The 13,619-nt window shown below is 67.7% G+C and carries 11 protein-coding genes; 6 read left to right on the top strand and 5 right to left on the bottom strand.

Going from position 1 to position 13,619, the window contains the following annotated elements:
- Positions 1-13: 13 nt before the first annotated feature.
- Positions 14-2,854, bottom strand: coding sequence for a bifunctional diguanylate cyclase/phosphodiesterase (locus AC10QF_RS15655; RefSeq protein WP_494542481.1), 2,841 nt, complete (start codon positions 2,852-2,854; stop codon positions 14-16).
- Positions 2,855-3,101: 247 nt separating this feature from the next.
- Between AC10QF_RS15655 and AC10QF_RS15650 the strand changes: the two genes are divergently transcribed.
- The 5 genes from AC10QF_RS15650 (at position 3,102) to AC10QF_RS15630 (ending at position 7,279) form a co-directional block, all read left to right on the top strand.
- A complete protein-coding gene (locus tag AC10QF_RS15650; RefSeq protein ID WP_229298559.1) occupies positions 3,102-3,620 on the top strand; it encodes an RNA polymerase sigma factor in 519 nt (172 codons plus the stop codon).
- A complete protein-coding gene (locus AC10QF_RS15645) occupies positions 3,617-4,612 on the top strand; it encodes a hypothetical protein (protein ID WP_494542480.1) in 996 nt (331 codons plus the stop codon). The genes AC10QF_RS15650 and AC10QF_RS15645 overlap by 4 nt, the downstream gene beginning before the upstream one ends.
- A gap of 40 nt (positions 4,613-4,652) precedes the next feature.
- Positions 4,653-5,249: an IMPACT family protein gene (locus AC10QF_RS15640; RefSeq protein ID WP_494542479.1), complete on the top strand. Its 597-nt coding sequence runs from the start codon at positions 4,653-4,655 to the stop codon at positions 5,247-5,249.
- On the top strand, positions 5,242-7,014 hold the full coding sequence (locus AC10QF_RS15635; protein ID WP_494542478.1) for an ABC transporter transmembrane domain-containing protein: 1,773 nt from the start codon (positions 5,242-5,244) through the stop codon (positions 7,012-7,014). Before AC10QF_RS15640 ends, AC10QF_RS15635 begins: the two co-directional genes overlap by 8 nt.
- Before the next feature lie 70 nt (positions 7,015-7,084).
- Positions 7,085-7,279 (top strand): hypothetical protein, encoded by a 195-nt coding sequence (locus AC10QF_RS15630; protein ID WP_005416191.1) that lies wholly within the window; start codon positions 7,085-7,087, stop codon positions 7,277-7,279.
- A gap of 259 nt (positions 7,280-7,538) precedes the next feature.
- On the opposite strand, the gene AC10QF_RS15625 is transcribed toward AC10QF_RS15630, so the two are convergent.
- The 3 genes from AC10QF_RS15625 to AC10QF_RS15615 all read right to left on the bottom strand — a co-directional run bounded on the left by AC10QF_RS15625 (position 7,539) and on the right by AC10QF_RS15615 (position 11,393).
- On the bottom strand, positions 7,539-8,663 hold the full coding sequence (locus AC10QF_RS15625; protein WP_494542477.1) for a prephenate dehydrogenase: 1,125 nt from the start codon (positions 8,661-8,663) through the stop codon (positions 7,539-7,541).
- Entirely contained in the window at positions 8,660-9,568 is a 909-nt protein-coding gene (pdxY, locus tag AC10QF_RS15620; RefSeq protein WP_111177245.1) for a pyridoxal kinase, read from the bottom strand. The genes AC10QF_RS15625 and pdxY overlap by 4 nt, the downstream gene beginning before the upstream one ends.
- A gap of 625 nt (positions 9,569-10,193) precedes the next feature.
- Positions 10,194-11,393: an MFS transporter gene (locus tag AC10QF_RS15615; RefSeq protein WP_494542476.1), complete on the bottom strand. Its 1,200-nt coding sequence runs from the start codon at positions 11,391-11,393 to the stop codon at positions 10,194-10,196.
- A gap of 72 nt (positions 11,394-11,465) precedes the next feature.
- On the opposite strand from AC10QF_RS15615, the gene AC10QF_RS15610 reads away from it, so the two are divergent.
- Positions 11,466-12,263, top strand: a complete 798-nt coding sequence (locus AC10QF_RS15610; protein WP_494542475.1) for an AraC family transcriptional regulator — start codon at positions 11,466-11,468, stop codon at positions 12,261-12,263.
- 122 nt (positions 12,264-12,385) lie between these two features.
- On the opposite strand, the gene dnaJ is transcribed toward AC10QF_RS15610, so the two are convergent.
- Positions 12,386-13,507 (bottom strand): molecular chaperone DnaJ, encoded by a 1,122-nt coding sequence (gene dnaJ / locus AC10QF_RS15605; protein ID WP_021202054.1) that lies wholly within the window; start codon positions 13,505-13,507, stop codon positions 12,386-12,388.
- Between the last annotated feature and the right edge of the window lie 112 nt (positions 13,508-13,619).

Below are 13,619 nucleotides of genomic sequence, written 5' to 3'. Positions count from 1 at the left end.
CCGTCGCGGTGGCTCACGCCAGCGTCCGTGCCCACGGTGCGGGACGGCCCAGCAGGTATCCCTGGCCATAGTCGCAACCGAGTTCGCGCAGTGTCTGCCGCTGCGCCTCGGTCTCGATGCCTTCGCCAATGGTTTCGATGCCCAGGGTGCGGGCCAGTGACAGCACGCCTTCGACCAGCGCGCGCGTGCTCTGCACTTCCGGCCCGTGCAGGCCGGCGATGAAACTCTGGTCGATCTTCAATGTACTGATCGGGAATCGGTGCAGGTAGGACAGCGCAGAGAAGCCGGTACCAAAGTCGTCCAGCTGCACCTGGATGCCACGCTCGCGCAGGCCCTGCAGGATGCGCAGCGTGTGCGGCGCATCGTCCAGCAGCGCGACCTCGGTAATCTCCAGCCGCAGCCGGCGCGGATCGGCGCCACACGCGTCGAGCAGGCCGAACAGGCGGTCGCTGAACTCGGCCGAGCGGAAATGGCGCGGCGAAACGTTCACCGAGACATAGCTCTGCCCACCTTCGGCCAGGCGCGCGATGACCTGCTCGTAGATCAGCCAGTCGACCTGTTCGATCAGGCCGCTTTCCTCTCCCAGCTCCAGGAACGCGCCGGGCAACAGCAGGCCACGACGCTCGTGCTGCCAGCGGAGCAATGCCTCATGTCCCACCACTTCGCCATCGGACAGGCGCACGATCGGCTGGAAGAACGGAACGAAATCACGGTTGTTGATCGCGCGGCGCAGATCGGCTTCCAGGTCGAGGCTGCGCATGGCCTGTTCACGCATGTCCTCGTCGAAGATCGCGCAGCGGTCATGGCCCTGAGCCTTGGCCCGGTACATCGCCGCGTCCGCATCACGCAGCAGCTCCTCGCCGGTACGGTAGCGCGGATTCCACAGCGCGATGCCCAGGCTGCCGGACGGGAACAGTTCGCGGCCGGCGATCCACATCGACTCCTGCAGTGCCAGCAGCAGGCGCTGGCCGAAATCCAGTGCCTGTGCCAGGCCCTGCGGGCATTGCAGCAGTACCGCGAATTCATCACCGCCCAGCCGTGCCACAACATCATCGGCACCGGCCATCGATACGATGCGCTTGGCCACCTCCACCAGCATGCGGTCACCCGCGGCGTGGCCGATGCTGTCGTTGACCAGCTTGAAGCGATCCAGGTCGAGGAACAGCACGGCGAACACCGGCCCACCCTCGCGCTTGGCCAGCGCCAGCGCATCCTGCAGGCGATCGAGCAGGTGCAGCCGGTTGGGCAGGCCGGTCAGCGCATCGTGCATGGCCTGATGGGTCAGGCGTTGCTCGGCCCGCAGGCGCTCGCCGATCTGGCCGAGCAACTTCTCGTTGACCTCGGCCAGCTCACGCGTGCGTTCCTCCACGCGCTTTTCCAGTTCGGCATGCGCCAAACGCAGCCGTTGCTGGTCGCGCTGGCGCGCCAACCCGGTTCCGATGTTCTGCGCAACGAACGTCAACAGCCGCTGATCGTGCACGCTGAACGTACTGTTCTCGCTGTAGCTCTGCACCACGATCGCACCGACCACCTCGTCATCGCGCAGCAGCGGCACGCCCAGCCAGCAATGCGAGCGCGCGCCGGATTCACGCACCTCGCCACTGGCCAGCAGCGCATCGATCTGGGCGCGTGAGGCCAGTAGGGGCCGCCGGTTGCGCACCACGTATTCGGTCAGGCCGCGACTGAACGGACGAGGTGCACGGCTGGCATTGTGCTCGTCCACCGAATAGACGAAGTCCAGGCCGTTGCCGCTTCCGTTCACCAGCGCGATATAGAAGTTGCGCGCATCGAGCAGGCGCCCGACCACGCCATGCACCTGCCCGTAGAACTGGGCCAGGCTGTCGGCCGACATCGCCATTTCGGCAATGTTATACAGCGCGGTCTGCAGTTGCTCGGCGCGCCGGCGCTCCGCCACTTCATCCTGCAGGCTGTGGTTGGCGCGCTGCAGTTCCAGCGTACGCCGCTCCACCTGTCGCTCCAGCCGGACCTGCGCCTGGCGCCGATCCATCGCAGTCTGCACGTGCTGCGCGACAAAGCCCAGCAACGCCCGCTCGGCCTCGCCATAACGGGCCGCCAGCTCATAGCTCTGCACCACGATCGCGCCGCATACCCGGCCATCGCGCAGCATCGGCACACCCAGCCAGTCCAGGCTTTCGGGGCCACGCTGCGGGTCGTGCTCCTGCTCGACCACGCGCGCCAGCAGTTCGCGCGAGGGTCCGCTGAGCGGCTCGCCATGGCGCAGCAGCGCGACGGTCAAGCTGCGCGGCATCTCGGCGGCGTCATGGCTCTGCGTCGGGTCGGCGACGAAATCGTCGACCTGGTCGGCGAAGTACAGGAAGCGGATCTGGTCACGCACATCATCGTATTCAACGATGTAGCAGTTCTCGGCATACATCAGCGTGCCGAGCACGCCGTGCACGTGACGCAGCATCTCCGACATTTCCAGATCGGCGCCGGCCAGATCGGCGATCTGGAACAGCGCCTGCTGCAACCGTTCAGCTTCTTCCAGCGCCTTGATCTGCCCGGCCTGGCGGCCACGCTGCAGTGCCAGTTCCATGGCCTGACGGGCCAGCCCCCACCACGCCGCGGAAGGCACGGCGCCTTCCACCGACAGCTGCAGGCGTGCACCGTCATGTTCCCAGCCATGGGAGCCCTCGCCGATGCCCGGCGCAGTGAACGCGCCTGCCGCCCCGCCGGCCGGCCACCCGCCCTGACCACGCCCGAGCTGCGGGTCGTCCCAGCCGACGCGGACCAAGGCCGTTTCCGGCAAAAGCGCATGCAACGCGCGCACCAGCGCCGTGCTCAGCACGGCCTCGTGTGGTGGCTCTTCCGCCGGTTCAGCATGCGTGGACAAATGACAATCTCTTGGCGCCGTCGATGCGTCGCCTCCCCTGAGCCGACGAGCATAGCGCGCCACCCGGGGGGCAATGGAAGCCCGTAAACCCCGAATCGTGCGCCCGTACGTTTTTCCTGCCGTCCGCAGCCCCTTCCGAGCCATGACCCTCGCCCTGCCCGCCCCTGCCACCGGCTATGCGCCATCGCCTGCAGGCCTTACCCTGTACGCCGTGGAAGCCAGCGCACTGCCAACCGATGAAGCCTTGATGCTGGCCTGGGCCGGCGGCGACCTGCACGCGTTCGAAAGCCTGTATGCGCGCCATCGCAAGCGACTGTTCGGTTTCCTGCTGCGCCAACTGCGCGACAACGCGCTGGCCGAGGAGATCTTCCAGGACGTCTGGCAGCGGGTGATCAGCGCCCGTGCCGGGTGGCAGCCCGAAGCAGCGTTCAGCACCTGGCTGTTCCGCATCGCCCACAACCGCCTGAACGACCATTGGCGCGCCGCCCGCCATCGCCCTGCAGCGCCGGCCGACGCCGATCTGCGCCTGGCCGCGATCGAGGACGGGCAGACCCCGGAAGCCGAACTTTCCGAATTCGAACAACGTCGCCGCATCCAGCTGGCGATGGAGCAATTGCCGCCCGAGCAGCGCGAAGTGCTGCAACTGCGGCTGGATCAGGAACTGAGCCTGGAGGAGATCGGCCAGATCACCGGCGTAGGCCGGGAAACCGTGAAATCGCGGCTGCGCTATGCGATGGACAAGCTGCGTGCGGGATTGAACGCATGAACCGAGACGAACCGCTGACGCCGGAAGAACGCGAGCTGGCCCGGCTGCTCGGCCGTCGCGCCGAGCAGGCACCACCGGCCGCACTGGACGCCGCCATCCTGGCCGCGGCGCGTGCCGCGGTTGACGCTCCGGGTACCGATGTTGCTGCCTCTCCCGAGGCGCCGCGCAAGCAGCGCACAGGCCCGCGTTGGCCGGCGGTGTTCGGCATCGCCGCTTCGATGGTGTTCGCCATCGGCATCGCCTGGCAGCTGCGTCCTGAACCGCCACCGGTTCCGGCGGGCGAGACTGCTGTTGCCGCAGCACCGGCTGCGGCAGAAGACGTCGCGGCTGCCGATCAGGCCGCTGGAAGTGGTTCAGCCGACAGCGCAGTGGCGGTTGCGGAACCAGCCGCTGCTCCGGCAGCACCCGAGTCCGCCCCTGTTTCCGCTGCCCCGGCACCGGCCATCGCGCGTGCGCACAAGCCTGCGCCGGCCAAGACCGCTGAAGCGCCGGCCCAGGCTGCACGGTCCATGGCCGCGGATGCGCCCGCCGACACCTCCTTTGCGGCGCTCCCGCCCGCTCCGGCTGCAGCACCGCCAGCGCCACCTGCACCGGCCGCCTACTCGGCACCCGCACTCGCACCGGCATTCGCGCCAGCAGCGTCCGGGGCAATGAAAGCACGCACGGCCGCGGCACCGGCAACCAATGCCGCCGAGGCCGAGCGGACGCAGGCGCTGGATCGGGTGGAGATCACCTCGATGAAGCGTGAGGCGCCCAGCCGTTCCGCACCGGGCATCATGCGCCGCGGCAGCGATGCGGGCCTGAGCGCGGATGCCGTGCAGGCCGAGGTGGACGCCGACGCGCGACTGCCGCGCCGGCAGTGGCTGCAGAAGATCCGCGCGCGACGCGACGACGGCCAGCGCGATCTGGCCCGCGCCAGCCTGGAGCGCTACGTGCAGCAGTATCCGGAAGCCCGCCTGCCGCGCGACCTGCGCCCGTTGCTGGACGACTGAAGCAGAACGTGACCTCCGGCGACCCCGTAGAATGACGGGAATGCTCGATACCCTCGCCCAGCCTGTCAGCCACACGCTGGAAGTCAAACACAGTCGTTTCATCGTCCATGCTGCGCCGATCGACAGCGCCGCAGCGTCCATGGCGATCCTGCAGCAGGTTGCAGCAGCCGACGCGACCCACAACTGCTGGGCCTACCGGTACGGCCAGGACTACCGCTCCAGCGATGATGGCGAGCCCGCTGGAACGGCCGGACGACCGATCCTGGCGGCAGTCGATGGCCAGGGTTTCGACCGTGTGATGGTGGTGGTGACGCGCTGGTTCGGCGGCATCAAGCTGGGCGCCGGTGGACTGGTGCGCGCCTACGGTGGCGCTGCCGCCGAGTGCCTGCGCACCGCCCCCCGCCTGCCGCTGGTGGCGATGGCCCGGCTGCAGCTGCTGGCCGGCTTCGAGGATCTGGGCACCCTGCACGCCACCCTGCCCGCCTTCGGCGCCGGGAAACTCGATGAACAGTTCGATGCCAACGGCGTGTGCCTGCGGGCCGAATTGCCGGCCGATCAGGTCGATGCATTGAAAATCCGCCTGCGCGACGCCACCCGTGACCGTATCCGCATACAAGACGACAACCAGGATGACTGACAAGGACGACGCCCCTGCCTCGACCCCGCCGCTGCGCCGCCTTGGCAGCCTGCGGACGTTGTGGCCGTTCGTGCGCCGCCACAGCGGGTTGTTCACCGCCTGGCTGCTGGCCCTGGCGGTCTCTTCGGCCGCCACGCTGAGCCTGCCCCCCGCCGTGAAGCAGATGATCGACCACGGCTTCACCAGCGGTGGCCAGATCAACCGTGCCTTCGCCCTGCTGATGCTGGTGGCGGTGGTGCTGGCACTGGCGACGGCCGCACGGTTCTTCTTCGTGTCGCTGCTGGGCGAGAAGGTCGTCGCCGACCTGCGCAGCCGCCTGTATGCACACCTGATCCAGCTCGGCGCCGGTTTCCACGACCGCAGCCGCAGCGGCGAACTGGTCTCGCGCCTGACCGCCGACAGCGAACTGCTGCGCAGCGTAGTCGGCTCGACCATGTCGGTCGCCCTGCGCAGCAGCGTAACCGTGGTCGGCAGCCTGGCGATGCTGTTCGTCACCAGCCCGCGGCTGGCCGCGTGGTCACTGCTCGGCATCCCGCTGGCGGTGCTGCCGATCATCGTCGGCGCGCGCAAGCTGCGTACGGTTGCGCGCAGCAGCCAGGACCGCATCGCCGATGCCAACAGCCTGGCCAGCGAGACGCTGGGCGCCGTGCGCACGGTGCAGGCGCATGCGCGCGAGCCCTATGAGCGCGGGCGCTTTGACAAGGCGCTGGGCGATGCCATCGGTGCCGCACGCCGGCGCATCGGTGCGCAATCGCTGGTTACCGCCAGTGCCATCCTGTTGGTGTTTGGCGCCATCGTTGGCGTGCTGTGGCTGGGCGCGCACGATGTCATCGACGGCCGCCTCAGTGCCGGCACGCTGGGCCAGTTCGTGTTGTACGCGCTGATCGGCGGCGGCTCGGTGGGCGCCCTGGCCGAAGTGTGGAACGAGCTGCAGCGTGCGGCCGGTGGCATGGGCCGTATCGGCGAGCTGCTGCAGGAAGACATCGAGATCCGTGCGCCGGCGCAGCCGCGCGCACTGCCGCAACCGCTACGCGGCGAAATCCAGTTCGACGACGTGGTGTTCCACTACCCGCAGCGCCCGGACCAGGCCGCGCTAGACCACTTCAACCTGCATGTCCGCCCGGGTGAGACCGTGGCCCTGGTCGGCCCGTCGGGCGCAGGCAAGAGCACGGTGCTGTCGATGCTGCTGCGCTTCCACGATCCGGCCAGCGGCCGCATCTGCGTGGATGGCATCGACGTGCGCCAGGTCGATCCGGCCGAGCTGCGCGCGCAGCTGGCACTGGTACCGCAGCAGCCGACGCTGTTCGCAGCCAGTGCACGCGACAACATCCGCTACGGCAGGCTGCAGGCCAGCGACGCCGAGGTCGAGGACGCCGCACGTGCAGCAGAGGCCGATGGCTTCCTGCGGGCATTGCCGCAAGGCTACGACAGTGAACTGGGCGAGCGCGGCGCACGCCTGTCCGGTGGCCAGCAGCAGCGCGTGGCGATCGCCCGCGCGTTGCTGAAGGATGCGCCGATCCTGCTGCTCGATGAGGCCACCAGCGCACTGGATGCGCAGAGCGAGCATGGCGTGCAGCAGGCACTTGAGCGGCTGATGGCCGGTCGCACCACGCTGGTCATCGCCCACCGCCTGGCCACCGTGCTCAAGGCCGACCGCATCGTGGTGATGGACCAGGGCCGCATCGTCGCCGAAGGTACCCATGCGCAGCTGCTGGCCGAAGGCGGACTGTACGCTGAACTGGCACGACTGCAGTTCATCGATTGATGACGGCCGGCTAACATCGGCAAGACCAAGCTGGCCCCGCACCCGCAGCATCCGCTGAAGGAGGTACGCGATGTCGTTCCGTCAGTTCCCCGCCGTCGACAGTAATGGCGAAAGCCACATCATCATCGAATTCAAGCCCGAGGCGAACGGCAGCGGGCACCACTCCGAAGCCACGCCGCGCTATGAGCTGGATGACGGGCGCCAGCTGGTGCGCAATGGGCGCGAGTTCACCACCAGTGGTGGTGAACTGCGGTTGACGATTTGAGGTTCGCCGGGCACGACCCGGCGCTACCGCATTCGTGCTGCTCCGCGCTCGCGCTACCGGATCTCCATCCTCCGCTCTGGCAGGTTTCGACCTTGGTCGACGCGCTTTTGGCCAAAAGCACCCGAGCATGGTTCGACCCTACAAAAAAGCGTGGCCAATTTTTCGCCAGGCATCTTGACAGCCTTTGCCAGCAAGGGCTGAGAGAGGTTATCCACACGTTTGCTCAGGATCCATCCACACCGCCTGTGGATGAATGTGGTCAGCCGAGCACCCGCCCGATGCCGCTGGCGTCCACTTCCGCGGCCGCCCGGGTGATCGCTGCCGGATCACTGCCGGCGATGAACCCGATGCGGAAGTGCACTTCGCCACCAGGCGTACGTGAGGAATGGATCGAGGCCAGGCTGATGCGATGCTGCTCGAACACGTTCAGCAGCTCGCGCAGCGAGCCGGGCCGATCTTCCGGCAGGTGTACTGACAGCGCGTTGCGCTCGGTCAGGTCAGCCAGCAGATAGCCCACGCGTTCGAACGTGTAGTTGCCTTCCGCCAGCGCCTGCTCGCCGAAGGCAGTGCGATTGGCCGACAGCAGCTGCTCGCGGAATGCACCACGTGCACCGTCGTCACCCTGCACGACCTGCGCCTGCAATGCCTGCAGCTGGCCCACCAGCCGCTCCAGCATCGGCGCCACGTACGGGTTGCCGAACTGGATGTCTTCGTAGATCGCAGGGTTGAGCGACAGGATGCGCGAAATGATCGCCGTATCCAGCTCGAACGATGCCGAACGGTACGGCATCATCGCAGCCAGATCGCCCAGCTGCGGCTGGTACTGGCGCAACACGCCGGCCTGGGCCAGATGGGTGGCATGCACCATCGCCTGCACCAGCGCCATCATCTGGTCGTGGTGCTGCGGCGTGGCCCGCACGCACTCGGCCTGCAGCGCGGCGCACAGCGTATCGACCCACGCCTGCCAAAGCTGCAGCCGCGCTTCGCAGACCACCATCACTCTGCCCTTCAGGGTCGGCGCCTTCGGCGGCGCGGTCATCGGGTGCAGGCCGACCACTTCGGCCCGCGACGCCAGCATCGCCTGCACCGGCGCCTCCTTTACCGAGGTCACATCCAGCCACAGCCTGCCCTGCTCGCGGCCCGCCGATTGCCGCACGTACTCGGCGATCAACGCCGGGGTGTGCCGGATCGGTGCCGAGAACACCAGCACATCGGCCTGCGCCAGCAGGTGTTCCGGCGTGTGCGAACCTGGGTCGGCCGGATCGTGGCCGATCACCTGCAACTGCAGGTGCTGCTGGAAGAAGCGGGTCAGCCAGCGCCCGTAGGCGCCAGCGCTGCCGATGATGCCGACCGTGCGCGGCGTGCGTGGGTCCAGGCCGCTCATGCCACGCGTTCGGCGCGGAAGCGCGTGCCTTCGGCCAGCGCCGCCGGCGCGGCGGCGACCACGTCGAATTCCTCGAAGCCGTTGTCCAGGGTCGCCTCCAGCGCCGCATGGGTGCCGGCAATCGCACGCGAAATCGCCTGCTGCATCGATTCGCCGCGCAGCAGGAACGACACCACCAGCGACATCAGCACATCGCCGGTACCCGCCACGTCCACCGGCAGCAGCGGCGAGGTCCAGCGCCAGGTTTCCTCGCGGCCGACGGCCAGGGTCACCAGTTCACCCGGGGTGCCGCCCACGCTGTGCGCGATCACCCAATGCGGGCCGCGATCCAGCAGCGTGCGCGCGGCGGCGATGGCATCGGCCTCGGCCAGCGCCGGCATGCCGGTCAGGCGATTCAGTTCGAAAGCGTTCGGCGTCACCAGCCAGGCATGCGGCAACAGGCGCTCGGCGAAGATCGCTTCCAGCCCGGGTTCCACGTAGGGGCCGGTGTGCGTATCGCCAATCACCGGGTCCAGGCAATAGCGCAGCTGCGGGCAGGCCGGCAGGATCCCGTCCAGCCAGTCGGCGAAGGCGGCGCCGTTGGCGGTGCTGCCGAAGTAGCCGGAGACCAGCATCTTCGCCCGTTGTGGCAGGCCACGCTCGTGGCTGCCCAGCAGCAGGTCGGCGAACCAGTCGACCGGCAGCACGCGGCCACGCGTGGTGTCGTAGAACGGCGCGTTGCTGAGAAGCACCGTCGGAATGCTTGCCACGCGCACGCCCAGCGCGCGCATCGGCGGTACGGCAGCGCTGTTGCCGGCGTGGCCGTAGACAAGTTGCGACTGGACCGAGATGACATCGATCGGCGACGGGCCGTCGGGCCGCTGGCGGCGGCCGTGGACCAGGTGGTTATCAAGGGATTCGCTCATGGCCGCATTCTACGCCCGGTGGAGTGTTCGGCAGGGCTTGCAGCCCTGCACCTGCTCAATGCAACGGCAAGAGCCAAAGCCAGAGCGGCATTCCGTGGGATGGCGGGGCACTGTGGGTTTGCGGGGACGCCGTAAACCCGTCCATGGGGGCTTGGTCGCCGCATCCATGCGGCTCACACCCCGCCAACCCACAGTGCCCCGCCTTCGACAGGTTCATGCGGCTGTTGGTAGGTGTCGACCTTGGTCGACACATCTGTCAGATATCGAATGAATTCATCCACGCATGGCATGGGTCTACCGTGTCGACCAAGGTCGACACCTACCAGAGCAGTACACCGTTCCGACAAATCGCAGGACACTGTCGAAGGCGGGGTGGGTCCGGTTGCGGGGGCGTGAGCCGCATGGACCCGAGGCATGCCTCGGGCGGGTTGGGCAGGACGCCCAACCCCGGTCTTGCCGTGTGCGCAGGACAGCGCACACGAGCAAGCGGCGACCGGGCCTACATGGACGTATTTACGGCGTCCCCCGCAACCGGACCCACCCCGCCAATCCACGGATAGCGCGCTTCGGCTGTTGCCGTTGCCTCTGCGGGTGCAGGGCTGCAAGCCCTGCAAACCAAACCCCCTCAGTGAGCAGCAGGCCGCGACGGCGGCAACCACGCCGCCACGATGCCCAGCAACGGCAGGAACGCGGTCAGCTGGTAGACGTACTCGATGCTGGTCCTGTCCGCCAGCAGGCCGAGCACGGCGGCACCCAGCCCGCCCATACCGAACGCGAAACCGAAGAACAGGCCGGACACCATGCCGATGCGGTGCGGCATCATCTCCTGCGCATAGACCACGATCGCCGAGAACGCCGAAGACAGCACGAAGCCGATCAGCACCGCCAGCACCGTCGTCCACAACAGGTCGGCATGCGGCAGCATCAGCGCGAACGGCGCCACGCCGAGGATCGAGGTCCAGATGATCGGCTTGCGGCCGATCCGGTCACCCAACGGGCCGCCGAGGAAGCCGCCAGCGGCGGACGCCACCAGGAACGCGAACAGGTGCAGCTGCGCCTGCGCCACCGGAATGCCGAAATGGTGGATCAGGTAGAAGGTGAAGTAGCTGCCGATGCTGGCCATGTAGAAGTACTTGCTGAAGATCAGCACCAGCAGGATCGCCAGCACCTTGGCCACCGTGCGTGGTGGATGGCGCGGCGCCATCGAGGCGGTACTGGCCGGGCGCGGCGTGCCCAGATGCAACGCGTACCAGCGGCCAACATAGGTCAGCAATGCGATGCCGATCAGGGCCGCGCCTGCGAACCACGACGCGGCATGCTGGCCGTACGGCACGATCACTGCCGCCGCAATCAGCGGGCCCAACGCGGTACCGAAATTGCCCCCCACCTGGAACACCGACTGTGCGAAGCCATGACGGCCGCCCGAGGCGAGCCGCGCGATGCGCGAGGCCTCCGGATGGAAGATCGCCGAGCCGATGCCGACCATTGCCGCTGCCAGCAGCACCATCGCGTAGTTCGGCGCGAAGCCGAGCAGCAGCATGCCGCACAAGGTCGAGGCCATGCCGATCGGTAGCGAATACGGTGCCGGGCGGCGGTCGGTGGCTACACCGATCAACGGCTGGAAGATCGACGCAGTGAGCTGGTAGGTCAGCGTGATCAGGCCGATCTGGGTGAAGCTGAGATTGAAGCCGCCCTTGATCACCGGATAGATGGCCAGGATCAGCGACTGCATCATGTCGTTGACGACGTGCGAGGTGGAAATGGCGGCCAGCACGCCGGGGGCCACCGGGCGTGAGGTGGTTGCGGGAGAAGCCAGGGTCGACATGGATACAGTCAGGTTGGGGGCGAGCCACGCATGCTACGGTGAACTCCCCCTCCCTTCTGCCGCGTTCGGGTCATGGCATATCGCAAAAAGGACATCCCCTGCCAGGTCCGCGAGACTGCGCCGTGGAACGAGGTTCCGGTGCACCGCCCAGTGACCTGCCGCGCCCGCCATTACAAGCCCGGGACCCACATCGCGCCCCACCGGCACCGGCGTCACCAGCTGGTGTTCGCCATGTCCGGACTGATGGTGGTGCGTGCAGACGGCGGCCGCTGGGTAGTGCCTTCAACCCGCGCGATCTGGGTCCCGGCCGGCACGGCCCATGCGGTGGACTGCATCGCCGAAGTACACATGCGTAGCCTGTACGTGGAGCCGGACTTCGCGCCGCAGCTGCCGGACGAAGCGTTCGCGGTACAGGTGGCGCCGCTGCTGCGCGAGCTGCTGCTGGCCGCCAGCCTGATCGAGACCGCGCATGTGGACGACAGCCGCGACGGCCGCGTGGTGCGCCTGCTGCTGGACGAGCTGCACCGCATGGACGTGCTGCCGCTGCACCTGCCCTCGCCCACCGACCCGCGCCTGCAGCGGATCTGCCAGCACATCCAGAAGCATCCCGGCGACGACGCCACGCTGCAGGATTGGGCGCAGGCCCTGCAGGTGGACGTGAAAACCATCCAGCGCCATTTCGCCAGCGAACTGGGCATGACCTTCGGGCAGTGGCGACAACAGGCGCGGCTGCTGGCCGCACTGGAACGGCTGGCCGTCGGCGACAAGGTCATCGATGTCGCGCTGGCGACGGGCTACGACAGCCCCAGCGCGTTCACCAGCATGTTCAAGCGCCAGCTGGGGCAGACACCTGCGGCGTTTTTCCGGTAACGCCGTCCACGCATGGCGTGGATCCACCATCGCGGCGCATGCCCGGCGGAAACCATCGCGGATCGCAAACGAGAACGCCGGGCATGGCCCGGCGCTTCCGCTCAACGCTTCGGTTGAAAAACTCAGGACGTCATCCGGTCCCAGAAGCCCTTCACGCCGTCGATGAAAGTGGCCGATTTCGGCGAATGCTTGCGCGCTTCCTCGCCGACGAAGGTGGCTTCGAACTGTTCCAGCAGCTTGCGCTGCTCGTTGGTGAGGTTCACCGGCGTCTCCACCACCACGCGGCAGTACAGGTCGCCTTCGCTGCGGCTGCGCACCGAACGCACGCCCTTGCCGCGCAGGCGGAACAGCTTGCCGGTCTGGGTCTCGGCCGGGATACGGATCTCCGCTTCGCCGCCAAGGGTGGCCACGCGCACGGTGTCACCCAGTGCCGCCTGCGAGATGCGGATCGGCACTTCGCAGTGCAGGTCGTCGCCATCGCGCTGGAAGATCGCATGCTCGCGCACGCGCACTTCCACGTACAGGTCACCCGGCGGCGTACCGGCCGGACCGGCTTCGCCCTCGCCCTGCAGGCGGATGCGGTCGCCGGTATCGACGCCGGCCGGCACCTTCACCGACAGCACCTTGTCTTCCTCGACGCGGCCGTTGCCGTGGCAGGTCTTGCAGGGCTTGGCGATGATCTGGCCACGGCCGCCGCAGTTGTGGCAGGCCTGCTGCATGGCGAAGATGCCGCGCTGGATGCGCACCTGGCCACGGCCATGGCAGACGTTGCAGGTCTCGACCTTGCCGTCCTCGGAGCCACTGCCATCGCAGTCGCTGCACTCGGCCAGGGTCGGAATCTCGATGCGGCGCTCGACGCCGCGCACGGCTTCTTCCAGGTCCAGCTCCATCACGTAGCCGATGTCGGCGCCGCGACGGGCCTGGCGCGGACCACCGCCGCCACCAAAGATGTTGCCGAAGATATCGCCGAAGATATCGTTCATGTCCGGGCCGCCCGGACCACCGCCGCCCATGCCGTGCTCGAACGCGGCGTGGCCGTGGCTGTCGTACATGCGGCGCTTGTTGCCGTCGGACAGCACTTCGTAGGCTTCCTTGCACTCCTTGAAGGAGGCTTCGGCCGCCGTATCGCCCGGGTTGCGGTCCGGGTGGAACTTCATCGCGCAGCGACGGTAGGCCTTCTTCAGCTCTTCGTCGGTGGCGGTGCGGGCAACGCCCAGCACTTCGTAGTAATCGCGCTTGCTCATATCGTGAATCGGGTTCCGGAACGTCGGGATTCGTCAAAGCGGAAGAGCGGAACCAGGTCCGCTCTTGCGTCGGGCGCCCCGACACGCCGGTAGGCGGTCAGGACCCTGATGC

The sequence above is a fragment of the Stenotrophomonas maltophilia complex sp. Om-AH-Sm3 genome, assembly GCF_059337855.1.
The sequence above is the reverse complement of the archived record's forward strand: the minus strand, read 5'-3'. Positions and strand labels throughout refer to the sequence as shown.

What these genes read in the sequence shown, in the direction of transcription:
- AC10QF_RS15610 (WP_494542475.1), top strand. Translation starts at nt 11,466, where the DNA reads ATGGCATATCGCAAAAAGGACATCCCCTGCCAGGTCCGCGAGACTGCG.
- AC10QF_RS15625 (WP_494542477.1), bottom strand. Translation starts at nt 8,663, where the DNA reads ATGAGCGGCCTGGACCCACGCACGCCGCGCACGGTCGGCATCATCGGC.
- dnaJ (WP_021202054.1), bottom strand. Translation starts at nt 13,507, where the DNA reads ATGAGCAAGCGCGATTACTACGAAGTGCTGGGCGTTGCCCGCACCGCC.
- AC10QF_RS15645 (WP_494542480.1), top strand. Translation starts at nt 3,617, where the DNA reads ATGAACCGAGACGAACCGCTGACGCCGGAAGAACGCGAGCTGGCCCGG.
- AC10QF_RS15615 (WP_494542476.1), bottom strand. Translation starts at nt 11,393, where the DNA reads ATGTCGACCCTGGCTTCTCCCGCAACCACCTCACGCCCGGTGGCCCCC.
- AC10QF_RS15635 (WP_494542478.1), top strand. Translation starts at nt 5,242, where the DNA reads ATGACTGACAAGGACGACGCCCCTGCCTCGACCCCGCCGCTGCGCCGC.
- AC10QF_RS15650 (WP_229298559.1), top strand. Translation starts at nt 3,102, where the DNA reads ATGCTGGCCTGGGCCGGCGGCGACCTGCACGCGTTCGAAAGCCTGTAT.
- AC10QF_RS15630 (WP_005416191.1), top strand. Translation starts at nt 7,085, where the DNA reads ATGTCGTTCCGTCAGTTCCCCGCCGTCGACAGTAATGGCGAAAGCCAC.
- AC10QF_RS15640 (WP_494542479.1), top strand. Translation starts at nt 4,653, where the DNA reads ATGCTCGATACCCTCGCCCAGCCTGTCAGCCACACGCTGGAAGTCAAA.
- pdxY (WP_111177245.1), bottom strand. Translation starts at nt 9,568, where the DNA reads ATGAGCGAATCCCTTGATAACCACCTGGTCCACGGCCGCCGCCAGCGG.